Here is a 26,120-nt window from a genome sequence, read left to right as displayed (position 1 = left end):
CCCGCTCGGTGACACCGCAAAACGCTCGCCGTCACAAGCGGGGGCGGCGTACCCGCTTCGGTTCCTCCGCCACTTCCGGCTTCAACGGCGATGCGGCGCCCGGGTTCGCCACCTGCCACACCTCGTGGTCCAGCGCCTCGGCCACCGAGGGCTCCGGCTTGGCCGTCGTGCGCCCGGACATCGCGACCGGCCGGAACCCGATCGCCGCAGGGTCGCCCAGCGCCGAACGGCCACGCAGCCGGGGCGGGACACCGGGCGTGGCCTGCGGGGTGCGCGTGCGCCGTTCACCGTCCTCGAGCGACCGCGCCGAGCGCCTGCCCGTCGTCGAGCGGCCCGCGCCGGGCATCATCGGCGGCATCATCATCATGGGCGGGACCATGCGCCCGGCCGCGCCCTGTGCCCCGGAACCCGCGCCACGGGGCGACTCGGGCGGTTGCGGAGGCTGGGGAGTTCCGCGGTCCTCCGTCATGGGCACCGGGTTCGCGGCCTGTTCGATCCGGGACGGCGTGTCCGGGCCGCCGGTGTCCGGAAGGGACCCGGCGGGGCGCGCTCCGCCGTCGCCAAGGGAACCACCGGCGATGTCGCTCGGGTCGAGCGATCGGCCACCCGGCGAGCGCGATCCTCGCGCAGGCAAGCGGGCCGAGCCGTACCCGGCGCCCGGCGGCACGGCAACGAGTCCCGGGATCGACACGCTGCCGGGCGGCAGCGCCGCACCGCCGCCCGGAACGGGCGCCGACGCCAGAGCGGGCCCGCCCGCGAGCACTGGAGCGCCCTCCCCCGAGCAGCAGTCCGCGGCCGGTGACGAGCCACCACTCGCCGCGAGGAGCACGGCCTCGGCGGCGGCGTGGAAGTACCGGTCCAGCTCGGTGAGGTGCGCCGCCGCGTCGTCGTGGCTCGCGTCGGTCGCCCGCTCCACGCTGTCGGTGACCCTGGCGCGGGTGAGCAGCAGCTGCCTGGCGAGGTCGTCGAGTGCCTGCCACGGCCTGTGCTCGGTGATCCGCGTGAGCAGCTCGTCGACCTCGGCCTTGAGCCGGGTGGCCTCACGGAGGAATCCGGCACCCGTCGTGTCCTTCCACTGTGGACGCAGGCAGTCGAGCTCGTGGTGCAGCGCGTCGGAGAGCTGCCGCAGCTCGTCCGCGACCGCCCGCCACATCCGGCTCGCCCGCTCGACCCTCGGCAGGTGCGCGTGTGCCTCCACGTCGGCGACCGCGAACTGCACCATGCCGGGCAGGTTCCCGTACTCCACGCTCACACCTCCCTGATCACGACGCCGAGCACGGCCTGCGCGCCCGCCAGGTCGGTCGCCTCGTAGTCCTCGGCGGCGGTGGCGGCGGCCGCCTTCAGTGTCGCGATGGCCTCCGCGGTGTCACGCAGGAAATCGGCAAGCGCCACAGTGGACAGTGCGTCGGCGGTGGTGAACGCCGCGCACGCCGGCGTGCCACCCTGGCAGGCGGGCACGCCGGCGGGTTCGACGTCCACCTCGGGTGCGTGCAGCCGCTCGGCGAAGCGCCGCATCGCCTCCGGGTCCCCGTGCAGCTCCCGTCGTGTCTCGCACATGCCCTCTCCGTTCACGCGTCGTCCTTGGGCAGCCACGCGAGCTGAACCAGCCGGGGGGCGTTGCGCCTGCCGACCAGCCACGCCCTGCCCGGTGGCAGGAGTTCCGGTTTCAGCCCGCCGAGCAGCGGGCCCTCGTCCTTGTCGCCGGACATCAGCAGGCCGGGCGAGCCGATGTCGCGCAGCCGGGAGATGAACGGTTCGAACAGCGCTCGGCTCGCGCCCCCGGTGCGGCGGGCCACCACGACGTGCATGCCGATGTCGCGTCCCTGCGGCAGGAAGTCGAGGATCGGCAGGAACGGGTTGTCCAGCTGGCTCACCACGAGGTCGTAGTCGTCGATGAGGATGAACAGCTCCGGGCCGCGCCACCAGCTGCGCTCGCGCAGTTGCTCCGGTGTCACGTTCGGGCCTGGCAGACGCACCCTCATCTCCTCGGCGACCTGCTGCATCAGGCGGGTGGTCGAGTCGCGGTCGGTGCCGTAGCCGATGAGGTGCTCCGAGCGGACGTCGCCGAGCAGGCCGCGCCGGTGGTCGATGATGATCAGCCGTGCCTGCCGGGGCTCGTAGCTGTCGGTGATGCCCCGTGCGACCGCGCGGAGGAACGTCGTCTTGCCCGCCTCGGTGTCGCCGAGCAGCACGACGTGGGCGTCGGAGGCGAAGTCCAGGTGCACGGGGCCGAAGTCCTGTTCGGCGATGCCCACCGCGAGCCGGTGCGACGCGGAGTCGTGCGCGCGCGCCAGCTGTGCGTAGGGCAGCTTCGCGGGCAGCAGCCGCACGGCGGGCGCGGGCGGGCCCTCCCACGCCGTGGACACGGTGTCCACCAGTCCGCGGACCCCGCGCCCGAGGTCGCCGGGATCGTCGACGCCGTCGATGCGGGGCAGCGCGATGAGCAGCTGGTGCTTGCTCATCGTCACGCCCCGGCCCGGTGCGTTCTCGGGCACCTTGATCGCCGAAGCGCGGTCGACCATGCTGTCGATCGGGTCGCCGATGCGCAGCTCGAGCTTGCTGCCGAAGAGGTCCCTGATGTTCATGCGCAGGTCGAACATGCGGGACGCGGACGCGACCACGTGCACGCCGTAGGCGAGCCCGCGCGCGGCGATGTCGGCGACCACCGGCTCCAGGTCCTCGAACTCGTTGCGCAGCGTGCTCCAGCCGTCGATCACCAGGAACACGTCGCCCCACGGATCGTCGTTCGCGTGCTCGCGGCGCAGCCGCCGGTACGACTGCATGCCGTCGACCTCCCGCTCCGCGAACGCCCGTTCCCGCTGGGCGATCAGGGTGCGCAGCTCGGCGACGGTCCTTCGCACAGCGCCGACGTTCTGCCTGCCCGCGACACCGCCGACGTGCGGCAGCCCCCGCAGCGAACTGAGCGCGCCGCCGCCGAAGTCGAGGCAGTAGAACTGCGCCTCTCTCGGCGTGTGGGTCAGTGCGAGGCTCGTGATGATCGACCGCAGCGCGGTGCTCTTGCCCGAGCGCGGCCCGCCGATCACGAGCACGTGGCCGGCCCCACCGGAGAGGTCCAGCACGAGCGGGTCGCGGCGCTGGTCCAGCGGCCGGTCGAGCACGCCGATCACGGCGCGCAGTGCCCCGGCGAGCCGCTTGTCTACGCAGCCGTATCCCCGCTCGTCGTCGCGGGCCAGGCCCGGCAGCAGCGCGTCGAGCGTGGGCGGCTCGGCCAGCGGAGGCAGCCACACCTGGTGGGCGGGGGTGCCGCGGCCCTTCATCCGGTCCACGATGATGTCGAGCAGGCTCTCCCCCACCGTGTCCTCGTCGCCGGGCTTCTCCGCGACCGCGTCGTCGTCCTCGACGGCGGGCGCCTCGTACCGCGTCGTGTACTCCAGCAGCTCCACGGCGCCGTCCCCGCCCTGCTCGGCTCGCCGCACGTCCGGCAGGTGATAGGTGCCGGAGACGTAGGCCGAGCGGAACCGGAGCATGGACTCGTTGTCGGTCTTGAGGAATCCGTGTCCCGGTGCGCGCGGGAGCTTGAAGGCGTCACCGACGCCGAGCACGGTCCGGCTCTCCATCTCCGAGAACGTGCGCAGGCCGATGCGGTACGACAGGTGGGTCTCCAGTCCGCGCAGCCTGCCCTCCTCGAGGCGCTGGCTCGCCAGCAGCAGGTGCACGCCCAGCGATCGGCCCACGCGGCCGATCTGCACGAACATGTCGATGAAGTCGGGTTTGGCGGAGAGTAGCTCGCTGAACTCGTCGCAGATCACCAGCAGCGTGGGCACCTCGGGCAGCGGGGCGCCGGTCGCGCGAGCCCGGTCGTACTCGCGCAGCGACGCGAAGTTGCCCGCCGCGCGCAGCAGTTCCTGCCTGCGCAACAGTTCGCCGTTGATCGCGTCGGTCATCCGGTCCACCAGCGGCAGCTCGTCGGCGAGGTTGGTGATGACGGCGCTGGTGTGCGGGAGCTTGTCGAGGGTCGCGAACGTGGCGCCGCCCTTGAAGTCGATGAGCGCGAAGTTCAGCGAGCTCGGCGGGTGGGAGACGGCCAGCGCCAGCACGATGGTGCGCAGCAGCTCGCTCTTGCCGGACCCGGTGGCACCGATCAGCAGGCCGTGCGGGCCCATCCCGTCCTGCGCGGACTCCTTGAGGTCCAGCTCGACGGGCGTGCCGTCGGTCCGCATCCCGAACCGGATCCGCAGCCGGTCCTTGGTCGGCCGCCGCACCCAGGTCTCGGCGGGATCGAACGTCCGCGGGTCGCCGATCTCCAGCAGCTCGGCGAGATCCAGATCGGTGCTCAGCGGCTGCTCGCCGCGCCTGCCCGCTGTCGCGCGCAGCGGGGCGAGCTGCCGGGCGATGCCCTCCGCCGAGGTCACGTCCAGCTCGTCGGCCCAGCCCAGTTCCACGGCGCCCTCGATGGTCTCGCTCGTGAGCGCGCCGTCGGGGCCGACGTCCAGCACGATCGCCGCCGGGTCGAGCGCGCGCGGCGGCGGGGTGCGCAGGTCGATCACGGTGACGCCCTCCAGCCCGCCGTCCACCATGAGCGTGTCCGAACCCGCGGTGGAGCCTCCGTCCAGCACCACGACGACGTGCGGCAGCGAGTCCCGGTGGTCCACGGCGGGGTCGAACCGGCGCCGCTCCCCCAGCAGGTCGTCGATCATCGCCTCGATCGAAACGATCGAGCCTGCCACGAGCCGCAGCGGCCCCACGGCGTCGGTCCGCTCCGGGTGCAGTGCGTGGGGCAGCCACTTGAGCCATTCCCAGTCGCCCTGGGTTTCGCGCATGGGGCAGGCGGTGATGCGCAGGTCGTCGGGCGACTGCAGCGACGCGAGCTGGACGAGCAGAGCGCGCACCAGCGCGGCCGAGCGGTCGCGGTCGCCGCGGACGTAGACGCGGCTGAACCCGTTGACCGCCATCGCGAGCGGCAGCCCGGGAATCGCCGTGTAGGTGGTGAGGAACCGCCGCAGCGCGAGCGCGGACAGCGGCTCCAGCTGTTCCAGCGGCTTCGCCTCCGGCGGGACGAGCGTCATCGCGGGCCGCTGCGGCCCGGTGCCGATGCGGGCGACACCGAAGTCGGCGTCGACGGGGCGCCGTTCCCACAGCCGGTGGCTCGCGACGAGCGACAGCAGCGCGGCGGGCTCAGGATGCAGGTACACCAGTGCGTCGCGCTGCTTGTGGATCGCCCGGATGAGCCGCAGCCGGTACCTGCCCAGGTGGCGGAGGTAGCTGCGGCGCTCCTGCCCCATCTCCCGTTTGCCCGGCCCCGAGGAGTTGATCAGCGAGACCACGAGCATCCCCAGCATCCCGACGCCGAACAGGCCGAAGACCACGAGGCGCAACACGCCCGAGCCCTGCCCGAAGCTGCTGGAGAACAGCAGCATCATCGCGGCCATCATGGCGATCATCGGGATCACCATCAGCACCTGTGTCCACTGTCGACCGCCGGGCTGCGGGATCTCGGGCGGCGGGTCCAGGATCAGCTCCCCGGACGGTTGTTCCGGCGCGGGCCTGCGAACGGGCCTGCGCACCACGACGGTGGCCATCACGATCCCCTTCCCGGCCGGCACTGCTGTCGGCGATTCTCGCGGCGTCGCGGCGCCGGTGGGCTGACCTGGCAGGAACGTGCCGCGCACCCCTGGCGGGCACTGCCGCCGGGCTAGCGTCCGCTCGTGCCCGTGTGCCGGTTCGGCGTCGATCCGTCGTGGCGGCTCGCGGGGACGCTCACCGGCGCGAGCCGGATGGATGGAAGGAGAATCCTGTGACCGGTAGCGGTCTGATGGACGCCAATACGGACACACTCGCGCGAGTGGTCCAGATGGCGGCTGTGGTGGTGCAGGAGATCGAGGGTCACCGCAGCAAGCTCGAGGGTGAGGTCAACACCGTCATCCCCGCGCAGTGGAACATGGATCAGTCCCAGGCGCTGCTCGTGGCGCACAAGAAGTGGGACATGGCGATCCGCAACCTCCTGCAGAAGCTGGAGAAACTGGGTGGCGACACCCAGTTCGCCATGAACGACTACATCGACACCGACCAGCAGGGCGCCGCGTGCTTCAACGGCGCGCAGGGCGGTGGGGCCTCCGGCTTCGGCGGTGGCTTCGGGTTCGGCGGCGGATTCGGTGGTGACTCCGGGTTCGGTGGCGGCTTCGGTGGCGGTGGCGGATTCGGCGGTGCGCTCGGGGGTGACCTCGGCCTCGCCGGTGACCTCGGCGACCTGGGCGACCTCGGTGGCGGCGATTCCGGAGGGGACTCCGGCGACTCCGGCGACTCCGGCGACGGTGACTCCGGTGGCGGTGGCGGTGCGTCCGGCAAGGGCGGCGGCGACGCCGGCGAGCACTGCGACGACGGCGGTGACGGCGGCAGTGGCGGCGCGACCTCCGGCTCGACGTACGCCTTCGCCGGGGTGCTGCGCACTTCCTGAGCTGACGGAAAGGAGTTGAAACATGCGTAAACTCGCGATGTTCGGCGCGCTGGACGGCCTGTCGATGAACATGAACGGCTGCGTCAACGGCGTTCAGCAGTCGATCGACAACTGGGGCCAGGCATCGGGCATGACCCAGGCCGACTGGCTCGACCAGGCGGGCGGCCAGTTCGCCGAGATCAGCAGGGCGTGCCAGCAGGTGATGGCCGCGGGGCAGGAACTGATGCAGGCCATGAACCAGGGCGTGCAGACCTGCAACCACGAGAACATGGCCGCGGTGCAGCGATCCTGCGGGCGGCTCGGTTCGAGCATGTGACCACCACGGTCACGAGATGTCCCGGTGCGCGTGAGCGTGCCGGGACATTTTTCTTGGCAGGAAAGGGACAACGACCGGGCCGGGGTCGTTTCCTCGGCCATTGTGGATGTCTACATGCGATTCGCGTGCTGCGCGAAGGAGACCGTGATGGCCGAGCCTGGGGCGGCCGAGCCCGCCGCAGATCCCGCACCAGCAGACCCCGCACCCGCCGGGGAGTCCGCACCCGCCGAGGAGTCCGCGCCCGAAGCCGGGCCGGAACCCGACGCGGCGCCGGAGGAGGCGCCGCCCGCCGAGGAGTCCCCACCGGGCGAGCCGGAGCCCGGAGGCGAGGAGGCGAAGCAACCCGCCGAACCCACCGAGCCCGCAAAGCAGGAACAGGGCGGCGACGGACCGCCGAACGAGTTCCGGGACGCGGTTCACGAACAGGAACCGCCGGTCGGCTCGCCCGAGGGCATGAACACCGTGGCCGACGAGGCGGCAAGGACAGGGGAGACGGCCACGAAGGCCGCCGAGGAGAGCGAACGCGCCTGGGCCGAAACCGAAAGCGGGTGGAACGACCCGGCCGCCGCGGAGGCGGGCAAACGGGCGGCCGAGCTGGCCGAGAGCGACCGCGCGACCGGCGAGCTGGCGAACTCGGTGTCCGAGGCGGCCGGTAAGAGCGCGCAGCTGGTCACCGAGACCAGGCAGGCCGACGAGCAGTCGCTCGCGACCGGCGAAGGCGACTGGCTGACCGCCCGCGCGTTGCTGCCGGAGGGCGAACGACAGGTCGCCGAGGCGCAGACCGTCTCGTCGACCGTGGCGGAGACCCGGGAGCGGCACGCCGCCGCGGAGGCGGGCATGCGGGGAATCTGGGACGGGATCTTCGACGGCGCCGGTGATGTGCTCGGCGACGCGGCCGGCGCCGTCAAGGACATCGGCAACAAGACGGACGAGCTGATCGACGAGGCCGGCGAGCACGCGGGGAACTTCGTCAGCGACGTCGCCGAGTCGGCGGGTGAGCTGATCGGCGGGCCGGTCGGGCGGGCGGTCGGCGAGGGCGTCGGCGACGCCCTCGGCGGCGAGCTGAAGACGGGCGGGGACATCCTCGGCGAGTACGTCGACGGCGTGCTCGGCACGGTCGGCAACGGTGCGGAGATGCTCGGCGAGGTCTCCGACGAGATCGGCGACGGAATCCGCGAGGGCGACCCCTGGCAGATACCCGGCGAAGTGGGGGCCGAGATCGGCGAGGGTGTCGCCGAGAACGTCGACCACTGGGTGGAGACCGGCAACGACATCGGCGCGGCGATCGGGGAAGGCGTCGGCACCGACGTCGAGAACCTCGCCGAGACCGGGGCGGAGATCGGCGAGGCGTTCGGCGAGCTCGACAGCGCGACGGACCAGCTGCGCGACGCCGGTGACGTCGTCGTGGAGTCCGCTCTGCACCTCGGCGAAGCCGGCAACGACGTCATCGATGGTGCCGGCTCCGCCGTCGGTGCCGGGCTCGCGGCGCTGGGACAGGCGGAGGCGGGCCTCGCAGTGGCAGGCACCGCCGATGCGGCAGGCGATGCCGTCGGCCAGGCGGCGCTGACGAGCGGCGCGGGGTTCCGGAACAGCGTGTACGACGCCGCGCAGGGCCTGGACGGAACCGACCGGGCACGGACGGTCTACATCCCTCACAAGCTCTATCCGCATTCCGCGCAGCACATCGACGAGGCACAGAGCGGGACCATCTGGCACGGGCACCAACCGCAGAGCAACCACACGCCGATGGGACGCGTGTTCGAGGTCGACCGCGACGGCGCCGCGGGCCGCCGGAAGGAGGCCATCGACTCGCTTCCGCGAAGCTCGACCCACGACCGCGACGAGTACCCGCCCGCCGTCGCGAAGACCACCGGCGAGAAGAGCGTGAAGTACATTCCCTTCTCCGACAACCGGGCAGCCGGTTCGGCGATGGGCAACCAGATCAACGGGCGTGACGCCGCCATCCAACGCCAGCTCGACGGGACCGGGTTGCCGTTCTTCGGCGACGGCCGCGTCGACAACGGCGACCTGATCGAACTGAGGACGTTCCGATGAGGACTGCACTGACCAGGCTTCTCCAGCGTGCCAGGGGCCCGCTCGGCTCACCCGTGGACGTGGAGCTCGGCGACGGGCTCTCGCGCGAACTCGCCGAGCTGCTGTCGGCGTTGAACGGGTTCGCGTTGTTCGACTACGGCGTCCAGGTCTTTCACGCCGGACCCTCCGGGCTCGGCCCTGAGCTGGCGGAGTGGAACGCCCACGGGACGTGGAAGGACACCTACGGCGACCTCGCCGACGGGCTGCTGTGCTTCGCGCAGGACGTCCTCGGCGTGCAGTTCGCCATCGAGGACGACCGGCGGGTGGTGTCCTTCGACCCGGAGACCGGCGAGCGCACCCCGATCGGCGCCGGTCTCGGCGACTGGGCCGCGTGGTTGCTGGAGGATCCGGACCCGCGTGGCGCGGGACCGCTCGCGAGGCTGTGGCAGGACACCCACGGCGCGCTCGGTCACGACGAGCGGCTGCTGCCGCTCACGCCGTTCGTGCTGGGCGGCGAGTACGGGCCCGGCAACCTCGTCGTCCGCGACGCGGTGACCGCCATGCGCATCCGTGGTCCGATCGCCCGGCAGCTGAACGAGCTGCCCGAGGGCACCCCGATCTCGTTCACCACCGGCTGAGTGTCCGAGGAGCATCGAGATGGCCGAAGAAGCACCCGGCGGCGCCGCACCGGCGCCCGAGGCCGCACCCGCCGAGCAGGAAGCGCCCGCCGAGCAGCCCGCACCCGAGGCGCCCTCGGAGCAGTCCGCAGCCGAGGCGCCCACCGAGCAGGAGGCTCCCTCCGGCGACGCCGCGCAGGGCGAGCCGGAGCCGGAAGGCGACGCGGCACCGCCGCCCGCGGAGGCCGGGACCGAAGGCGAACCGGCCGAGCGGAAGGCCACGCCAGAGGAGGATGCGCCGAGCGAGTTCCGCGAGGCCGTTCACGCGCAGGAGCCGCCCGTCGCGCCGGGCGAGGCGATGCGAGGGGTGGCCGACGAGCTGGACAAGGCGGGCGAGCGCGTCACCGCCACCACCGAGGAGGGCACGCGGGCGTGGGCGGAGACCGGACAGGACTGGAGGGGCGCACCGGCGGACGAGGCGGGGCGCCGCGCGGCCGGGCTGGCCGAGGACGGCAGGGCGGCGGGTGAGCTCGCCACGTCGGTGGCGGACGCGGCGAGGGCGAGCGCGGGCTACGCCGACCAGGCCAGGGCCGCCGACGAGGAGCTGCTCACACAGGGAGAGGGCGACTGGCGGCTCGCGCGCGCGTTGCTGCCCGAAGGGGAAAGGGAGGTCGCCGAAACGCAGGTCACCGCGTCGACCGCGGAGGCGACCCGGCGCAACCACGCCGCCGCGCAGGCGAACATCCGGCAGGCGTGGGAAGGGATCGGCGATCCCGTCCACCAGGCGGCGGGGAACCTGACCGAGGCCCAGCACGCACTGGAACGGGCCGGACAGGAGGATCCCGTCGCGAGCCTCCCGGCCCCACCGTCCGATGAGGACCTGCTGCGCGACTACCAGGTGGAGGACGACTGGCTCCCGCCGATCCGGGCCGGCGGCCACACGTTCACGTGGAGCGAAGCGCTGGCGAGCCTGGAGGGCGGCGACCCGGCGCGGCACCTGCTGATGGAGGACACGGCCTCCAAGGCGCCCCTGCAGGTCTTCCCCGACCCGGACGGCGAGGAGGGACCGCTCGGCGGCCGCGGCGGCACCGGCAACAACCACCGCGACGCGTTCCGGCACGCCTACTGGAACGCGCTGATGACCAACGCGTTCGGCGAGCAGTCGGCCGCGAGGGTCGGGACCGGGCACGAGCGGCGTCCCGACGAACCCGGGCAGGACCCGATGTTCGAGGCGCGCGCGGAGGCGATGGACATGTACAACAACCAGATCGGCAGGCAGCTCGCCGAGAGCCTGGGTCCCGATGTCTCGGACCAGGTCCTCCGAGGGGCGATCGAGCGGGCGGTGCGCGAGGGGAAGCTCGTGGTGTTCAACGGGGACTACAGCAGGCTCGTGCCCAGCGGGGGCGCCGAGGATTTCCCCGTTCCCGGATGATTCCGGGCGCTGAGCGCGCGCTGGCCGGAACAGGTCACCGGCCGCTGCATCGCGTGTGCCGCCACAACACTGGTGTTCGGCTCAGGTGATCGACTGTCCAGGGAGTACCGAGATGGCCGAGGAAGCAGGAGACGCCGGTGGCGCCCCGCCGCCCCCGGCGGAGGAACCGGCACCGGCCGAACCGGCTCCCGCGGAACAGCCACCGGCCGAGCAACCACCGGCCGAGCAACCACCGGCCGAGGAGCCCCCGGCGGAGCAACCAGCCGCCGAGGAGCCTCCCGCCGAGCAGCCACCGGCGGAGGAGATCCCGGCCGAGGAGCCTCCCGCCGCGTCCCCACCCGCGGAGGCCGGGCCCGGGGAGCCCGCGCCCAGGGACGGCGAGGCCCCCGCACCGGCGGAGCCCGCGACCGACGAGCAGGACCGGCCCGCGCCGCAGGACGGCAGCCAGCCCAGCGGGGACGAGCTCAAGGACCGCGTGCTCGCCGAGGCGCCGTTGCCCGAGACGGACCCGAGGGCGCTCCTCGCCGCGGCCGACGGGCTGAAGCAGACCGGAACGCAGGGACAACAGGCCGCCGACGAGGCGCTGAAGGTCGCCCACGCCGCCGAGCCGGACTGGCGCGGGCAGCCAGGGCAGCAGTTCGGCGAGCAGGCGACCGCCGAGGCAGAACGAACCAGGGCGGTCGGCGAGGAGATGACCAAGCTCGGTGACGGCCTCGCGCAGGGCGCGGAGACGGTGGACGCGCTCAAGGAGGGCCGGCTGGCCGAGATCGAGGACGGCCGCCCGATCTTCGACCTGGGCAAGACAATGCCGCCCGGCGAGGCCGCCTTCGCCGAGGAGCGGGTGGTGCGCGACCTCGTCGCCCGCGGTCAGGCGATGACCGAGCAGGCGAAGGAACAGGTCCGCGGCGCCTTCGACGGCTGGACCGTCAGCCCGGTCCAGCACGAGCGACCGCCACAGGAGACGCCCCACCGGCTCGACCTCGAGCTGGGCGACAAGAAGTTCGGGCGAAACCCCGAGAAGCTCTTCGGCGCCAACAAGACCGACAGCCAGATCGACCGCAGCAGGCTGAGCGACGGACAGCTGGAACGCAACTACGACGCCGTGCGGGACGCCTCGTTCAAGGTCGACTCCGGCATGCACAACCTCGAGATCGCGGGCAAGGACATGCCCGCCAAGTTCGAGGCCGAGGTCACGGGCTGGCACAGCACGGGTTTGCCGCAGGACGGTTCGCTGTACACCGAATGGCTGGACACGCCGACCCCGCAGGCAGGCAGGTTCGAGGGCAAGGCGGCCTGGGGCGCAGGAGGCTCGGTGGCCACGCGCACCGATGTCGGCGACGCCTCCGCACGAATCAGGGCGGAGGCGCTGGCTGGAGGCGAGGCCGAGGCGTCGCTCGATGTCGGTGGGCGGTTCGTCGGCGCCGAGGCCGGTGCCTTCGCCGGAGTCAAGGCGAACGTCGGCGGGTTCGCCGACTACGGCGGCTTCGGGGCGGGCGGCAAGGCCGAGGCGCGAGCCGGGATCGGGCTCGAAGGCGGCTTCACCGCGGGCAAACAGGGCGACAAGTGGGTGATCGGCGGCAAGGTCGGCGCCGCACTCGGGATCGGAGGGAAGCTGGAGGGACAGCTCGTGATCGACCCGCAGAAGGCCACCCAGACCCTGAAGGACCTCGGTTCGGCCATCGCGGAGGGCTTCCGCAGCCCGGGCCCCGTGTCGCCCTACGCCAACTACTTCTGACGGAGACCACCATGACCATGCCCTTTCCCCTCGAGTTCCGGATACCGGACGGCTGGCGGGCCCCGTCTGCGAGGGAGGCCGAGGTGCCCGACGGCGTGGTCTCCGCGGTGCACCCCGAGTCGGCCGCGACCATCACGGCCGCGGGTGAGCTCCGTGCGGACGAGACCGGGTTGCCCGAGCTCGCCGACGAGGCCGTCGCCGAGCTGCGCCGGTCCGGCGCGAGCGTCGAGGTGCTGAACCGGACCGAGGTCGGCACGCCGGACTCGCCGGGGCTCGCCCAGATCCTGCTCGTCGGCCCGGAAACCGTGCGCTGCCAGGCATTCCTCGCGATGGTCGACATCGGCGACGGCAACACACGCGCGGTGCTGCGGATCGTGCTGACCACGCCGAAGGACCACGTCGAGGCACTCGTGGGCGACTTCCAGCGATTCCTCGGCACGATCCGGCTCGCGACCGGTGACGAGGAGCGGCCCGGTCCGGTCGAGCGCCCGGCCCCCAGGCACACCCGGGCAGCGGCGCCCGGCGAGAACACCTGAGTCACAGCGGAAGAAGGAGGCCACATGGTTCGGCCGATGATCGACCCGGCCGCGCGCAAGGCGGACTACGAACGGCTGCGCGACGACCTGCTCGAGATCAGGCAGCGCATCGCGGACATCGAGGCGACCGCCGACTCGCCCGACGGTCTCGTCAGCGCCACGGTGGTGGGGCGCGGCGAGCTGAGCGAGCTGTATCTCGACCCGAGAATCTACCGCACCACCGATTCCAAGGCGCTCGCCGCCTCCATCGTGGACACGATCAGGGACGCGGTGACGCGGTCGCAGGAGCAGCTTTTCGACATCACCCGGCAGTTCCTGCCGCCGAACGCGAAGTTCGAGGAGACCGACGTCCACACCGGACCCTTCTTGCACCAGCTCGACAGGAAGATCAAGGGAGAGTTGTGATGGCCGACTACGACATGGATCCCGACGCCGTGACGAGGGGCATCAACCGGCTACGCGCCGCGGGCGAGGACTTCGGCAGCGCGTGGGAGAACCACAAGCGGGCCATCCAGGCGGGGCAGGCCGGGATCGGCGGTGACTCGCTGGCGCAGGCGTTCCTGGAGAGGTACCTGCCACTCGCGGAGCAGCTGACGGCCAGGGCCGACGCCATCCCCGGCGCGTACGGCGGGCTGTGCGACGACGCGATGGGGTGCGTGCACGACTACCTCGCGGCCGAGAGCCAGGGCACCACCTCGGTGAACCGGCTGACCGGCACCGATCACCGGGAAACGCCCGCGTAGCACCATGAAAGCCAGGATCCTGGCGGCCGTCACGCTCACGGCGGCCGTCGTCGTCGTGAACCCCGGCGTGGCCACGGCCGCGCCACCGCCCGGCGCGTGTGGCCGCACCGAGCCCGCGAGCCCGGTGGTCACCGAGCTGCCGTGGGCGCAGCGGACGCTCGACGCGCAGGCGGTGCGGCGGCACGGCACGGGCGCAGGAGTGGTGGTGGCGGTGATCGACTCCGGGGTGGACTCCGACCATCCGCAGCTGCGGCAGCCGGGGAAGGTCCAGCGTGGCCAGGACTTCTTCCTCGTCGGCGACCTGCCGGGCAGCTTCGACTGCGTGTCCCACGGCACGGGCGTCGCCGGGATCATCGCCGCCGCACCCACTCCCGGCGTCGGCTTCGCCGGGCTCGCGCCGGACGCCACGATCCTGCCGGTGCGCGTCAGCGAGACCGACACCACCGACGGCGCCGCGCAGGCCATCGACCCCGAGGTGCTCGCCAGGGGCATCTGGTATGCGGCCGACCACGGCGCCGACGTGATCAACCTGTCCGTCGCGGGTGGGCTCGACAACCACTACGTGCGCGACGCGATCCGGCACGCCGTGAACAGGGACGTGGTCGTGGTGGCCGCCGCGGGCAACGCACAGGAGGGCCCGGTGCCCGGCGGCCCCGCCTACCCGGCGGGCTACGACGGGGTGCTCGGCGTCGGCGCCGTGGACATGGCGGGCAACCGCCTGCCCAGCTCGCAGATCGGACCGCAGGTGGACCTGGTGGCGCCGGGCGGCGGGGTCCTCTCCACGATGCGCGCGGGCGGGCACGGCTACCGCGACGGCACGAGCTTCGCGGCGCCGTTCGTGTCGGCGACCGCCGCGCTGGTGCGCTCGAAATGGCCGGAGCTGTCCGCCGAGGAGGTCACCCGGCGCATACTCGCCACCGCGACCCCGGCACCGGGCGGCCGGGGCAGCGCCGCCTACGGGGCCGGGATGGTCAACCCGTACCGCGCGCTGACCGACGGACTGTCCACTGAGGAGCCCGCCGCGCTGCCGCCGGTGCGACGACCCGTGCCGGACCCCGGTGAGATGCGGCTGGCGGCCTGGTGGGAGGGCAGCACCGCCGACGCACGGCTGGTCGCGATTCTCACCGTGGCCACGGCGGTACTGGGCGCGCTGGCCGCGATCGTGCTGGTCCGCGGTCGCCGCACGCGCTGGCGGCCCCGCCGGGCGGTGCTGCCGCCCGCCGAGCCCGTCCGCGACGACCTGCCCGACGAGATGTTCCTCGTGCCGCCCCCACCGGCCGAGAGCTGACGGGAAGTCCGTTTGCCGCACGTCAGCTGTCCGGCCCAGGCTCCCGCCCATGCGTGCAGGCTTTGCGTGCCGACCGCTCACCGGCGGCGAGCACGTCGCCGGGGCGGCCGCCGGACTGGGCGCCGCCGAGGCGCAGCGCCGCGAGCTGACCGACGCCGACGTGCGCGCGGCACTGGAGCGGGATGTGAGCGAGCGCCTGACGGCCGCCGCGGAGTACGAGCGACTCGGCCGCGACGACCACGCCCACCGGCTCCGCGCCGAGGCCGACGTCCTCAACCGGCACCTCGGCGACTGAACGCGTCGGCCCCTGCGCAGATCGAGCAGCACGTCCTCGTCCGGGCTGGCCTCGAGATCGACGTAGGCCAGGTCGAAGCGGGCCCGCTGCGGCAGCACCGGCTCCAGCACGCTGGCGGGCACGGTCGGCCGCGTCTCCGTGGTGTCCTCACGCACATGGCCGATCCGCCGAGCCGGGCCAAGGTCGACGAGCCGATGGCCGCCAACCGCGCGCGGTGCCAGGCTTCGGTCAGCCGCCGAGCGCCGTGGCGGGGTCCAGGCCACTGCCCATCGGCACCCGGCTGACGATCCCCGCCGGCAGCCGCACGGGTTGGGCGCCGCCGTAGCCCAGCACGTCCAGCACCGCGGCGCCCGCGAGCGGGTAAGCCCTGCCCTGGTCGGTCACCAGCACGAGCGTGCCCGCGTACGCCTCCGCGCTCGGCATCACCTCCACCAGCGCGGCCCGGCCCGGCTCGACGTGCACGCGGTCCGCGAGCGGCATCCCGGCCTCCGAGCGCAGGGGCGTGGCCACGGTCGGCAGGTCGGGGATGCGGGGGTCCACGTGCACCGCGGGGGTGACGGCGCCCGGTTCGTACGTCGCGCAGATCGTGCCTCCTTCGGCGAACCGGGGCCGCTCGCCGGGTGCCGCTCCGGGGCCGGGCTCCTCGGCGGGCGCCACGCGGGACTCGGCGACCTCGGCGGGGCCGAGCGCGATCCCGGTCGGCTGCCCGCCACCGTACGCCCGCCTGCTCTCCGGGTCGGCGCGCTGGATGTCGTACTGCAGCGGGGAAATGGGCCGGAGCCGATCGGCCTCGGCGAGGTAGTGTTCGCTGCCACCGGAGGTCTCCATGACGAGCAGCTGACCCACACGGATGTCGCCGCGCCCCGGCACCGCGGACGACGGCGCGCCCATGCCGCCGAGCCGGATTGGCGCGATCGGCTCCCCCGACGGCAGCACGTCCACCAGCGGCATTCCGGTCCTGGCCTTGGGTTCCGACTGCAGCGCGAGACCGACGGCGACCGTGTCCGACTGCCGGATCAGGTGCCGGTAGCCGTCCGCGATCAGGTACTGGTCACCGCTGGCAGGCACCTCGACGAGCAGCGCGGAACCGGCGAGCGGCGTGCCACCCTGTGCACCCGTGCCCACCAGCAGCACCGATTCGTCCACAGTGGATCCGGCCGCATCGGGCACGGGCCGGGAACACAGGCTCCAGCCACCGGTGAGCAGCTTGTCCTCGGCCACGAGCGTGTCGGGCGCGTCGTCGATGCCGATCCGGGGTCCGCGGGGGACACCCGCCAGCGAGTCGCTCGACACCGACACGGTCTGGGCGTGCTCGCCGAGCGCGAGCAGCGCGGAGGTGTAGTTCTCCACCGGGTGCAGCACGCCGTCCAGGTAGACGTACTGCGTGCCGGTCTCCTTCGCGACGATCACCGAGGGCCGGTCCCGCCACGACGTGTTGCCGCCGGGGTTGATCAGCCCGTACACCCAGAACCCGGCCAGCACCAGCACGGCCACCACGATGCTGCCGATCGCGGCGCCGCCGGGACGGCGAAACGGCGGCTGCTCCGGGTCGGGCTCCCTCGTCACGAGCGCCGAGATCGCCCGCTGGGCGAGGAACTGGTGCGCCTGCAGCAGGTCGCGTTTGGACGCCACGGTGTCAGCCCCCGAGTCCGCGCACGAGCCCGTAGAGGCCGAGCAGGGCGCACAGCACCGGCACGCACGCCAGCACGATCGCCACCTCCAGCAGCTCGGCCGCCCTGCCGAAGAACGGGCTGGGCGGCCTCCTGCTGTGGCCGAGCCCGGCCGCCACGGCCAGTGCGCCCACGGCGAGCAGCACGGGCGCGGTGATCGCGAGCAGCCCGCCCGCGTCCGCCATCACGGGCCCCACCGCGAGCGCGCCCGCGCTCGCCACCCCGGTGAGCAGTAGCGGGGCCCGCTGCCGCAGCGCCGGGTAGATCCGGGCCCGCAGGCAGAAGCCCACAGCCAGCACGGACAGCAGCACGATCACCGACGTGCTCGCCTCGCTCGCCACGAGGAACAGGCACAGCACGGCGACGGTCGTGGCGCCCCCGATCATGCCGGTGAGCAGTTGGTCCGCGCGCAGCACGGCGGCGTAGACCGCGTGCCGCGGCGGCTGCGGGTCATCCCGCACGAGGTCGGCGGTGCTGCGCGGCAGCACGGGCATCGGCACCCGGCCGAGCCGGATCGTCAGCGGGCCGAGCAGCGGTGAGAACAGCAGCACCACCACCGCCGCCACCGCGGCTCCGTCCACGCCGTCGAGCGAGTCCAGCGTCGCGAGCCACGACGCGAGCGCCCCCAGCAGGCCCGCGGTGACCCCGCCGATGAACACCTCGGCCCGCTCCACGACCCCGAGGTAGCCGAGGGCCGAGGCCACGAGCAGCGCCGAGGAGCCCGCGAGCACGTGCGGTGCGCCGAACCCGGCGGGCGGCGGCCCGCCCGCGAGCAGCAGCGCACCGCCGGAGAAACCGAACGGCAGCGCCAGCGCGGCGACGACCGCCCCCGCGCCCGCGTCGCCCAGCGCACGAGCCAGCACCGTGCCCGCCGCGAGCAGCAAGGCGCAGAACCCCAGCGCGGCCCACGCCGGCGTCGACCACGGCGGCCCGGCCCGCACCACCGCAAGCAGCGCGAGCAGGGCGGCGAACGCACCGGTCAGCAGCCCCGCGGCCCGCGTGTGCGCGGGACCCCACGGGCGGCCGGTACGCCCAGCGCCCTTCGCGATGGTGTCGGCGAGGTCGTCGTACTCCAGCTCGGGCCAGTGCAGGCGGCGGGACACCAGGTGCAGCACCTCGCCGTCCCTGATGCCATACGTGCCGAGCGAACGCCCCAGCTCCAGCGCCGTGCCGTCGCCGCGGCGCAGCAGCCAGCCGCCCTCGGTGACGCCGTCGTCGGGCAGGCTCTCGCCAGCGCGCCGCAGCAACCCCGGCAGGATCTCGGCGACCGGCGAGCGCTCCGGCAACGCCAGGTCGATGCGGCGAGCCGGTGCGTCGATGGTCACCCGCACGAGGTTCGTCGTCGTCATCCGCGTGTCCCTTCGGCCCTGCCCTGCGGACGGCAGCATGCGGCCGTCGTGCCCCGTCCTCGATCTGTCGCTACCTACGATGGGCGCGCGACCGAGACAGGGGAACGGGACCGGCAGCTACCGGACACGACGGGATGGCGCCAGAATGACTACCGCGATGACGACACTTTCCGGATACGACGACCTGGTTCCCCTCGGCGAGGGTCCGGTCGCCACGGTGCTGGCCGGGGTCGACCCGGAGGGCAGTGTCGCGTTCGCGTTGAAGGCCTACCCCGGGCCCATCGACCGGCGCACCCGTGGCGAGTTGGAGACCGAGCTGCGCAAGCTGCGGGAGCTGCGCGGCAGGGCGAGCGTGCTGGTCGCCGACGGCGTCGAGGAGCTGCCCGACGGCCGCGCCGCACTGCGGATGGAGCTGTGCGCCCAGTCGCTGCCTGAGCTCGTCGCGTCGTTCGGACCACTCACCATCCCCGACGCGCTCGCCCTCGGCGGCGCGCTGGCGAACGCGCTCGCCACCGCACACGCGGCCGGGCTCGCGCACGGCGGCGTCACGCCCGGCAACGTGCTCTTCCGGCCCTCGGGGGAGCCGGTGCTGGCCGACTTCGGCCTGACGTTGCGCCGCGCGTTCCCCGGCGACGTCACCGCCGGCGTCGGCTTCCTGGCTCCCGAAACGGTGCGGGACGGCACGAGGGACGAGCGGACCGACCTGTACGGGCTCGGCGCGGTGTTGTACTTCGCGCTGTCGGGCTCGTCGCCGCACGAGGGGCGGCCCGGCGAGCAGGTGGACGAGCGGCTGCTGCGCGCGCTCAGCAGCGAGGTGCCCCCGCTGGAGCGCGGTGACCTGCCGCCAGGGCTCGCCCAGCTCGTCTCGGCGCTGCTGGCGAAGAACCCGGACGCGCGCCCGCTCGACGCGGCGACCGTCGCCGCCCGCATCGGCGGCATGATCGGGCCCGCGCAGGCACAGCCCGCGTTCGACGACTTCGGCCCCGCGATACCGGCACCTCCCACCGCGCAGCCGTATCCCCGGCCCCACGCCACCGCGCAGCCGCCCGTGCCGCCCCCACCGTTACCGAGGGGTCAGCTGCTCGTGCAGTACGGCCCGCAGGACCGGCCCGCGAGCAGACCGCGGGCCGGCCTGATCGTCGCCGTGGTCGGGGCGCTGTCGGTGCTCGCCGTCGCGGTGGTGATCCTGCTGCTGAACCAGCCGAAGGAGCTCGACGTCCCCGAGGCGCCGCCGCGGGCGGAGGAAACCGCGCCCGCGGAGCCCAGCGCACCACCCGTGCGCATCGAGCTCGACGACCCCGTGGACAAGGGCGACTACGTCGAGCTGTCCTGGCGCAGCAGCGAGCCGCTCGACTACGCGCTGATCGTCGCCCCCGAGGGGCAGGAGAACCAGACGATCTTCGTGCAGCGGCAGACCGAGTACCGCCTGAAGATCGACCCGGTGCTCAAGTACTGCTTCCGCGTCCAGGGCGCGAACAGCGCCGGCTTCTACGAGACACAGGCCAAACCGCTCCGCAAGGCCACCTGCACCGGCTAGCGCGGCGCGCGGAGCGGGCGCGGGTTCAGCGCGGCCCGGATGCGGGCACGCAGGCCACGCCGGGCGAGCCCCCTGCGCACGGTCTTGACGGCTGCCCACGCGTGCCGCCCGCTGTCCTGACCGGGGTCGGCTCCGGACCACAGCGCGAAGTCCACTGTGGTCCCGAGCGCGCGCAGACCCTCCGCCGTCGCGCCGTCGGTGCTCGCCACGGCGCCCGTCAGGTCCCGCACCGTCATGCCCGCGGACACGGGAACGCCGTAGGCACGCAGCCGGTCGCGCGCCTCTTCCCAGGCGCCGACCACGGCTCCCGCGCCGGGCCGTCGCCTGCGCCGCCGCGCGCGCAACGCCTTCGCGAGCGGCACGCCCACCACCCACAGCAGGGCGGCGAGTGCGGGTACCGCGAGCAGGGTCCAGAACGGGAACGACGCCCAGCCGCTCGTCGTGCCGGTCTCCAGCGCGGCGGGCTCCGGCGCGACCGGTGCGTCGCGCAGGTCGTCCGACGGCGGCAGCTCCTCCCGTGCCTCGTCGGCGGCGGCCGCCACGCCCCGGCCCGGTCCGGCGCCCTGGGCGGCTGCCGTGCCGCTCGGGTCCAGCCGCACCCAGCCGACGCCCTCGACGGCGACCTCCGGCCAGGCCAGCGCGTCACCGTTGCGCACGGTGTAGCTCCCGTCGGGCTCGCGCTCGGCGGGGGTGCGGAACCCGACGACGAGCCGCGCGGGGATGCCCTTGATGCGGGCCAGCGCGACGTACGCGGCGGCGAACTGCTCGCTGGTGCCGCGCCGGGTGTCCAGCAGGAACTCCTCCAGCTGCGGCCACGAGTGACCCGTCGGCAGGTTCTGTCCCGTGGCCAGGCGGTACTCCTCGCGCAGGAACCGCTCGAGCGCCAGCGCGGTCTGGAACGTCGGCCGCGCCGGGACGGCCCGGTCGGCCAGCTCGACGATGCCCTGCGGCACCTGCCCGACCCCGCCCAGCTCGGCGGCCAGCGACCGGTCGACGGCGGCGCCCCGGAAGGCGTCGCGCGGAACCTGCGGCTCCCACCAGCTGAGCCGGTACTCCCCCGGTGTCCCGGCTCTCGGCACGAGCAGCGATCCCTGTCGTTCCTCGACGAGCGGGTCGGCACCGTCGACGCCCGCTGGCAGCGTCTGGCTCGGCAGCCACGGTCCGTCGAGCCGCACGTCGCGGATCTCGGCGCTCCTGCGCTCGACGTCCACGGCGATCTCCTCGCCGGGCGGCAGGGTCTCGCCGAGCCTGCGGTACCGGTTGCCGGGAGTCCAGTTGACGCCGTCGAACTCGGACAGCACCACCACCGGCCACCGGTCGACGCCATCGTCACCGTCCACTGTGAACACCGGCGTGTCCGGGTGCGTCAGCCGCGCGGACAGCTCGTCCAGCGGGTTGGTGAGACTGCTCTCGGCGAGCGGGGCGAACTCCTCGTCCTGGAACGTGTACCTGGGCTCCGCGGAGGGCAGCAGCAGGCCGCCGACGAGCGCACCGGCGAGCGCGAGCGTCACCGCCGGTGCCGCGAGCAGCACGGCGGAGGGCCTGCGCCGGTCGTCGGCGACCCGATCGGCCCGCGTGGCCGCGAGCAGCGCCCCGGCCGCCGCCGCGTAGGCGAGCGCGGCGACCGTCGCCGCGAACCCGCTCAGCGCGCTGTAGAACTGGCTCAGCACCACCACCGCGAAACTCGGCACGAGCGCGGGCAGCGCGCCCCACCGGTGCAGCAGCTCGACCCCCAGCACGCCCGCGAGCAGCGTCAGCAGCGGCACGAACAGCATCAGCGCGGGGTCCGGCTGCGCGGGCCACGTCGACTGCAGCGCGAGCCGCCACGAGTCCGTCGCGCCGGAGGCCAGCGCGCGGACGGTCTCGCCGGTCGGGATGCCTGCCGCCGTGGTGGGAAAGAGCAGGGTCTCCACGATCGCGAGCAGGCCCGCGAGCAGCGTCAGCACCGGCCGCCACGGCACCAGCGCCTCCCTGCGGGAGGCGAGCACGGCGACCGCGAACACCGCCGCGGCGGGCACCAGCAGCGGCGACAGCAGCGCGGGCACGCCGAAGACGGGCGCGAACAGCAGCCCGGCGACCACGGCGGCCAGCACCGCGCAGGCCGTCGGCAGCACCCGCTCCCGCCTCATCCGATCACCTCGTTCCACCGCCGTACCCCGTGCTCGGCACCGTCGGCGACGAGCACGCGCGCACCGGCGACCGCCCCGGCCCCGCCTCCCTCGCCGATCGCGAACACGAAGATCGTGGAGTACCGGCGCCGCAACCAGGCCAGCGACGTCACCTCGGCGTCCGCCGCCGTCACCACCACAAGGCACCCACCGAACCCGCGGCTCGCGGCGAGCGCGGCCGGCACCAGTGACTCGTCGTCACCGCGTTGGCGGACCAGGCACAGCTCGTCGAGCAGCGTGCGGGCCGCGTGGCTCCCGCCCGGCGTCGGCACGTCCAGCCCCGAGGAGGTGACGAGCCTGCTGTGCTGGCCCTCCCGCGTCGACGCGCCGAGCAGGGACGCCGTGAGGTCGACGGCCTCCTCGAACGCGGACGGGCGCATCGAGTCCGGGCGCGTGTCCAGCAGCACCGTGAACCTCGGCTGCTGCGGGTCGGCCAGGTCGCGCACCATGAGCCGTCCCGTGCGGGCGGTGGCCTTCCAGTGCAGGTGGCGCACCTCGTCGCCGGGCACGTACTCGCGCACGTCGCGCAGGTCCATCGAGCCGCGCAGCGGGTCGTCGGTGATGGCGCCCTCGTGGTGGTGCCGGGGATGCGCGCCCACGAGTGCCCTCGCGGGGTACTGGCGGGGGTGTACCCACAGCGTCGCCGTCTCCCCGGTGGGCAGCCGGTTGGTGGCGAGCCCGAACGGGTCGGCGCGGTGCAGCAGCAGCGGCCCGACGGTCGCCTTGCCTCGCGTGGAGATCGTCAGCTCGTAGTGGTACGTCGCCTCCGCCGACGCGGGGAGCGCGCGGATCCGCACGGTCTGCGCCGTACCGCCCGCCCGGTCCGTGGCGAGGAACGGCGCCTGCCGTCTGGTCGCCGGGTTGCGCACACGCAGCCGCGCCAGCACGGGCCTGCCGCGCTCGACGCGGTCCGGGTACACCGAGCGGGTCACCACCACGCGCACGGGCCGCGCGGTCACCGCGACGGCGGCGAGCACCGCGGCCAGCAGCACCGCGCCCAGCGCGCGCAGCAGCGGCTGGCCCGCCCACTGTCCGAACGCGACCAGCAGCACCGCGAGGACGAACACCACGCTTCCGCGCCGGGTAGGACGCACGGGCTGCTACCTGGCGGCCACGTTGATCGCGGGCGCCGGGGTGGCTGCCAGCACCTCGTCGATGATCTCGTCGGCGCCACGCTGGTTGAGCTCGGCCTCCGCGGTGAGGATCAGGCGGTGGGCGAGCACCGGCTTCGCGACGTCCTTGATGTCGTCCGGCGTGACGAACCCGCGCCCGGCCATCGCGGCGAGCGCCTGCCCGGTGCGGACCAGCGCGATGCTGCCCCGTGGGCTCGCGCCGAACCGCACGGCCGCGTGGTCGCGCGTCGCCGCGGCGAGCCGGGCCGCGTATTCCACGACGGCGCGGTCGATGTGCGAACGGCGGACCTCCTCGATCGCCGTGCGCAGTGTCGCCATGTCGACCACCGTGGGCAGGTCCTCCGCGCTGACCCCGGCGCAGTCGCTCATCACCACCAGCACCTCGGACGCGACGTCGGGGTAGCCCACCGACAGCCGCATCAGGAACCGGTCGAGCTGCGCCTCGGGCAGCCGGTAGGTGCCCTCCATCTCGATCGGGTTCTGCGTGGCGACGACCAGGAACGGGCGCGGCACCTCGTGCGTGACGGCGTCGACGGTCACCTGCCGCTCCGACATCACCTCCAGCAGCGCCGACTGTGTCTTCGGCGTACCGCGGTTGACCTCGTCGGCCACCACGATGTTGGCGAACACGGCGCCGCGGTGGAACGTGAACCGTTCCTCTTTCTGGTGGTACACCGTGACGCCGGTGATGTCGCCCGGCAGCAGGTCGGGCGTGAACTGGATGCGGTTCCACTCACCGCCGATGCTGCGCGCGAGGCAACGCGCCAGCGTCGTCTTGCCGAGGCCGGGCACGTCCTCGATCAGCAGGTGCCCCTCGGCGAGCAGCGCGGCCACGGCGAGGCGCACCAGCTCCGGCTTGCCGCGGATCACCTGCTGCACGTTGTCGGTGATCAGCCTGGCGACCTCTCCCGCCCTTGCGCTCATCCTTCGGGCCAGAGCAGGCGGTTGGACACGACGTTCAGCTCCGAGATGAACACCCAGACCTCGTAGCCGGGCTCACCGAAGTCGATGTTTTCGAACACAGCGTTGCCGTTCTCGTCGGTTTCCCAGCCGGAGCCGGGGTTGTTCCACGTTGGATGGTTGGAGTCGACCTCGAAGTCGTAGAACGTGTTGGGCTCCAGCCCGGTCGCCTCCACCCGGATCTTGTAGCACGGCGGGCCGCAGCCGTCGTACTCGCTGGGCTCGCCGCGCGAGATCGTGATCGACGGTCCCGGGATGGCGATCGTCGTGCTCGCCCCGGGTCCGCGCCCTGCGCTGTTCTCGGCCACGACCGTGATCGTGTGGCTCGTGCCCTTCCGCAGTCCGGTGAGGACGGTCGAGCGCGCGCCGCCCGGCACGGTCTGTGCGCCCGCGCCCGGCTGCCACGACACGTGGTACGCCGTCACGGGAGCGCCGTTGTCGGCCGCGGCACCCCAGGTGACCTGCACGGCGTCGCCCTGCAGGGTCGCCGTCACGTTGGGCGCGATGCCCGGCGGGGTCGCCGGGGCCGGAGGCGGCGATGGTGGCGGCGAAGGCGGTGGGGGCGGCGGCTCGGCAGGCGGCTGCGCGGGCGGCGGCTCCACCTGCCCGCCCTGCGGTTGTGGCTCGGCCAGCACGGGGCCCGGATCCGGAGCCTCGGGCGGGGACGGCGGCGGGCTCGGCCGGTCCGGCTGCGCGGGCGGGGGCTCGGGGGTCCGCTCGGGCGGCGGGCCCTGCGGCGGCCGGTCGCCCCGGTCCTCCTCGCCGACGAGCGGCACCTGGCTCACCGAGCCGCCGTCGTCGACGACCATGACGTGCCCGCCCTTGTCGCCGTCGACGTAGACGCGGGCGTCCTGCCCACGGGTCAGCCTCGGCTCCCCGGTCTCCGGCGCGACGGGCGTGACCTCCCGCGGCCTGCCGTCGTTGCCGTAGGTCCGCACGGTGTTGCCCTCGAGGTCGAGCAGCACCACCGAGGAACCGCTCGACTCAGGGGCGGCGTACTCGCCGTCGGGCAGCTCGACCGTCACGGGCCTCGGGTCCGCTCCCGGCGTGGTGAGGCCGCGGCCGTCCAGCAGGTGCAGCTTGTTCTCGGCGGGGTCGAGGATGGGGATGCGCCCGCCCGCGTCCGCCGTGGCGACCTGGGCCGTGCCGGGCAGGTCCACGCCGACGTTCACGGGGTCGCCGAGCCGCCCGTCCGACACGGCCCGCACCGTGTCCTGCGTGGTGTCGACGAACGCGGCCTGCTCGCCCACGACGGTCAGCTCTCCACTGTGACCCGGCGGCGTCACGGTGGGGCACGACACCTGGTCGGCGTCCCTGGGCAGCATGCACAGCACCCCGGAGGACTGCCGGTGCAGCCATAGCGTGCCGTCGGGCGTCACCACCGGGTCGCCGAGGCCCTCCCCCGCGCGGATCGTGGCGGGCCGCTCGCCGAGGCGCACCACGCTGCCCGCCTCGCGGTAGACGAGGTAGGGACCGCCGGGCGCCTCGACGCCGACCGGCTGCTCGCCCGTCGGCGCGTTGATGGTGCGCTCGACCTCCAGAGTGGACTTGCCGAACTCCCTGATGCGCGCCTGCCCGACGACGTACGCGCTGGTTTCCCCCTGGTAGACGAGGTCACCGGGATCGATCGGCAGGTTCGCCTGCGCGTCCACGGACTTGGCCGCGCCGTTGACGTGGAACACCACGTCCAGCTCGGGGTTCACGACCCAGTGCCCCGCGGGCGCGAAGTCCAGACCGCGCGGTGACTGGGCCGCCCCGGAGATCGCGATCGTCACGGTGGCGGCGCAGGCGGCGACCAGCAGTGCCATCGGCAGGCGATGCCACAGCTTCCTCCCAGTCACAGAGGGGAGCATAGGACACGCCGGTACACGCGGGGTCAACATCAGGTACAA

General features: G+C 73.5%; 21 protein-coding genes. 12 read left to right on the top strand and 9 right to left on the bottom strand.

Annotation, left to right across the window (positions count from 1 at the left end; genetic code table 11):
* Positions 1-31 precede the first annotated feature (31 nt).
* Genes BA062_RS27680 through eccCa form a run of 3 tightly spaced genes read right to left on the bottom strand, consistent with a single transcriptional unit; the run spans position 32 to position 5,540 of the window.
* The gene (locus tag BA062_RS27680) at positions 32-1,246 is read right to left on the bottom strand and encodes a TraB/GumN family protein (RefSeq protein WP_110341750.1); all 1,215 of its coding nucleotides are present in this window, start codon (positions 1,244-1,246) and stop codon (positions 32-34) included.
* A 2-nt stretch (positions 1,247-1,248) separates the two neighbouring features.
* On the bottom strand, positions 1,249-1,557 hold the full coding sequence (locus BA062_RS27675; protein WP_110342600.1) for a hypothetical protein: 309 nt from the start codon (positions 1,555-1,557) through the stop codon (positions 1,249-1,251).
* A gap of 11 nt (positions 1,558-1,568) precedes the next feature.
* Positions 1,569-5,540 (bottom strand): type VII secretion protein EccCa, encoded by a 3,972-nt coding sequence (eccCa, locus tag BA062_RS27670; protein WP_110341748.1) that lies wholly within the window; start codon positions 5,538-5,540, stop codon positions 1,569-1,571.
* 215 nt (positions 5,541-5,755) lie between these two features.
* Between eccCa and BA062_RS40710 the strand changes: the two genes are divergently transcribed.
* The 11 genes from BA062_RS40710 (at position 5,756) to BA062_RS27615 (ending at position 15,411) form a co-directional block, all read left to right on the top strand.
* Positions 5,756-6,415, top strand: coding sequence for a hypothetical protein (locus BA062_RS40710; protein ID WP_245960037.1), 660 nt, complete (start codon positions 5,756-5,758; stop codon positions 6,413-6,415).
* 22 nt (positions 6,416-6,437) lie between these two features.
* Positions 6,438-6,731 (top strand): hypothetical protein, encoded by a 294-nt coding sequence (locus BA062_RS27660; protein WP_110341746.1) that lies wholly within the window; start codon positions 6,438-6,440, stop codon positions 6,729-6,731.
* 147 nt (positions 6,732-6,878) lie between these two features.
* A complete protein-coding gene (locus BA062_RS27655; RefSeq protein ID WP_146240097.1) occupies positions 6,879-8,786 on the top strand; it encodes a hypothetical protein in 1,908 nt (635 codons plus the stop codon).
* Positions 8,783-9,403, top strand: coding sequence for a DUF2625 family protein (locus tag BA062_RS27650; RefSeq protein WP_110341742.1), 621 nt, complete (start codon positions 8,783-8,785; stop codon positions 9,401-9,403). Before BA062_RS27655 ends, BA062_RS27650 begins: the two co-directional genes overlap by 4 nt.
* Before the next feature lie 19 nt (positions 9,404-9,422).
* Positions 9,423-10,814 (top strand): DUF6973 domain-containing protein, encoded by a 1,392-nt coding sequence (locus BA062_RS27645; protein WP_110341740.1) that lies wholly within the window; start codon positions 9,423-9,425, stop codon positions 10,812-10,814.
* A gap of 112 nt (positions 10,815-10,926) precedes the next feature.
* On the top strand, positions 10,927-12,549 hold the full coding sequence (locus BA062_RS40320) for a WXG100-like domain-containing protein (RefSeq protein ID WP_210407016.1): 1,623 nt from the start codon (positions 10,927-10,929) through the stop codon (positions 12,547-12,549).
* Positions 12,550-12,560: 11 nt separating this feature from the next.
* A complete protein-coding gene (locus tag BA062_RS27635; protein ID WP_110341739.1) occupies positions 12,561-13,085 on the top strand; it encodes a hypothetical protein in 525 nt (174 codons plus the stop codon).
* A gap of 24 nt (positions 13,086-13,109) precedes the next feature.
* Positions 13,110-13,490 (top strand): YbaB/EbfC family nucleoid-associated protein, encoded by a 381-nt coding sequence (locus BA062_RS27630; protein WP_110341737.1) that lies wholly within the window; start codon positions 13,110-13,112, stop codon positions 13,488-13,490.
* On the top strand, positions 13,490-13,828 hold the full coding sequence (locus BA062_RS27625; RefSeq protein ID WP_110341735.1) for a hypothetical protein: 339 nt from the start codon (positions 13,490-13,492) through the stop codon (positions 13,826-13,828). The genes BA062_RS27630 and BA062_RS27625 overlap by 1 nt, the downstream gene beginning before the upstream one ends.
* 4 nt (positions 13,829-13,832) lie before the next feature.
* Complete coding sequence (mycP, locus tag BA062_RS27620) at positions 13,833-15,116, top strand: type VII secretion-associated serine protease mycosin (protein WP_110341733.1); 1,284 nt, start codon at positions 13,833-13,835, stop codon at positions 15,114-15,116.
* Between the two features lie 49 nt (positions 15,117-15,165).
* Positions 15,166-15,411 (top strand): GatB/YqeY domain-containing protein, encoded by a 246-nt coding sequence (locus tag BA062_RS27615; protein WP_110341731.1) that lies wholly within the window; start codon positions 15,166-15,168, stop codon positions 15,409-15,411.
* A 228-nt stretch (positions 15,412-15,639) separates the two neighbouring features.
* Here BA062_RS27615 and eccB read toward each other — a convergent pair whose 3' ends face one another.
* Both eccB and eccD read right to left on the bottom strand, forming a co-directional pair.
* A complete protein-coding gene (eccB, locus tag BA062_RS27610; protein ID WP_110341729.1) occupies positions 15,640-17,043 on the bottom strand; it encodes a type VII secretion protein EccB in 1,404 nt (467 codons plus the stop codon).
* A 4-nt stretch (positions 17,044-17,047) separates the two neighbouring features.
* A complete protein-coding gene (gene eccD / locus BA062_RS27605; protein WP_110341727.1) occupies positions 17,048-18,430 on the bottom strand; it encodes a type VII secretion integral membrane protein EccD in 1,383 nt (460 codons plus the stop codon).
* 157 nt (positions 18,431-18,587) lie between these two features.
* Between eccD and BA062_RS27600 the strand changes: the two genes are divergently transcribed.
* Entirely contained in the window at positions 18,588-19,967 is a 1,380-nt protein-coding gene (locus BA062_RS27600) for a serine/threonine protein kinase (protein ID WP_110341725.1), read from the top strand.
* On the opposite strand, the gene BA062_RS27595 is transcribed toward BA062_RS27600, so the two are convergent.
* From BA062_RS27595 to BA062_RS41075, 4 genes are read right to left on the bottom strand one after another with little or no spacing between them, the layout of a single operon-like run.
* On the bottom strand, positions 19,964-22,096 hold the full coding sequence (locus BA062_RS27595; protein WP_110341723.1) for a transglutaminase TgpA family protein: 2,133 nt from the start codon (positions 22,094-22,096) through the stop codon (positions 19,964-19,966). The genes BA062_RS27600 and BA062_RS27595 overlap by 4 nt on opposite strands.
* The gene (locus BA062_RS27590) at positions 22,093-23,202 is read right to left on the bottom strand and encodes a DUF58 domain-containing protein (protein WP_245960036.1); all 1,110 of its coding nucleotides are present in this window, start codon (positions 23,200-23,202) and stop codon (positions 22,093-22,095) included. Before BA062_RS27590 ends, BA062_RS27595 begins: the two co-directional genes overlap by 4 nt.
* Before the next feature lie 33 nt (positions 23,203-23,235).
* A complete protein-coding gene (locus BA062_RS27585; protein ID WP_110341719.1) occupies positions 23,236-24,192 on the bottom strand; it encodes an AAA family ATPase in 957 nt (318 codons plus the stop codon).
* Positions 24,189-26,069, bottom strand: coding sequence for a fibronectin type III domain-containing protein (locus BA062_RS41075; RefSeq protein WP_281271664.1), 1,881 nt, complete (start codon positions 26,067-26,069; stop codon positions 24,189-24,191). Before BA062_RS41075 ends, BA062_RS27585 begins: the two co-directional genes overlap by 4 nt.
* Positions 26,070-26,120 lie beyond the last annotated feature (51 nt).

Source organism: Prauserella flavalba, from assembly GCF_003202235.1.
Taxonomy (GTDB): Bacteria; Actinomycetota; Actinomycetes; order Mycobacteriales; family Pseudonocardiaceae; genus Prauserella_A; species Prauserella_A flavalba.
This window is presented reverse-complemented; position numbering and strand designations above follow the sequence as displayed.

Excerpts from the sequence above, each read along its gene's own strand:
- BA062_RS27595 (WP_110341723.1), bottom strand. The coding sequence starts at position 22,096 with ATGAGGCGGGAGCGGGTGCTGCCGACGGCCTGCGCGGTGCTGGCCGCC.
- BA062_RS27600 (WP_110341725.1), top strand. The coding sequence starts at position 18,588 with ATGACGACACTTTCCGGATACGACGACCTGGTTCCCCTCGGCGAGGGT.
- eccD (WP_110341727.1), bottom strand. The coding sequence starts at position 18,430 with ATGACGACGACGAACCTCGTGCGGGTGACCATCGACGCACCGGCTCGC.
- BA062_RS27635 (WP_110341739.1), top strand. The coding sequence starts at position 12,561 with ATGACCATGCCCTTTCCCCTCGAGTTCCGGATACCGGACGGCTGGCGG.
- BA062_RS27585 (WP_110341719.1), bottom strand. The coding sequence starts at position 24,192 with ATGAGCGCAAGGGCGGGAGAGGTCGCCAGGCTGATCACCGACAACGTG.
- BA062_RS27675 (WP_110342600.1), bottom strand. The coding sequence starts at position 1,557 with ATGTGCGAGACACGACGGGAGCTGCACGGGGACCCGGAGGCGATGCGG.
- BA062_RS27660 (WP_110341746.1), top strand. The coding sequence starts at position 6,438 with ATGCGTAAACTCGCGATGTTCGGCGCGCTGGACGGCCTGTCGATGAAC.
- BA062_RS27625 (WP_110341735.1), top strand. The coding sequence starts at position 13,490 with ATGGCCGACTACGACATGGATCCCGACGCCGTGACGAGGGGCATCAAC.
- BA062_RS27650 (WP_110341742.1), top strand. The coding sequence starts at position 8,783 with ATGAGGACTGCACTGACCAGGCTTCTCCAGCGTGCCAGGGGCCCGCTC.
- eccCa (WP_110341748.1), bottom strand. The coding sequence starts at position 5,540 with ATGGCCACCGTCGTGGTGCGCAGGCCCGTTCGCAGGCCCGCGCCGGAA.
- BA062_RS27645 (WP_110341740.1), top strand. The coding sequence starts at position 9,423 with ATGGCCGAAGAAGCACCCGGCGGCGCCGCACCGGCGCCCGAGGCCGCA.
- BA062_RS27615 (WP_110341731.1), top strand. The coding sequence starts at position 15,166 with ATGCGTGCAGGCTTTGCGTGCCGACCGCTCACCGGCGGCGAGCACGTC.
- mycP (WP_110341733.1), top strand. The coding sequence starts at position 13,833 with ATGAAAGCCAGGATCCTGGCGGCCGTCACGCTCACGGCGGCCGTCGTC.
- BA062_RS27655 (WP_146240097.1), top strand. The coding sequence starts at position 6,879 with ATGGCCGAGCCTGGGGCGGCCGAGCCCGCCGCAGATCCCGCACCAGCA.
- BA062_RS27630 (WP_110341737.1), top strand. The coding sequence starts at position 13,110 with ATGGTTCGGCCGATGATCGACCCGGCCGCGCGCAAGGCGGACTACGAA.
- BA062_RS40320 (WP_210407016.1), top strand. The coding sequence starts at position 10,927 with ATGGCCGAGGAAGCAGGAGACGCCGGTGGCGCCCCGCCGCCCCCGGCG.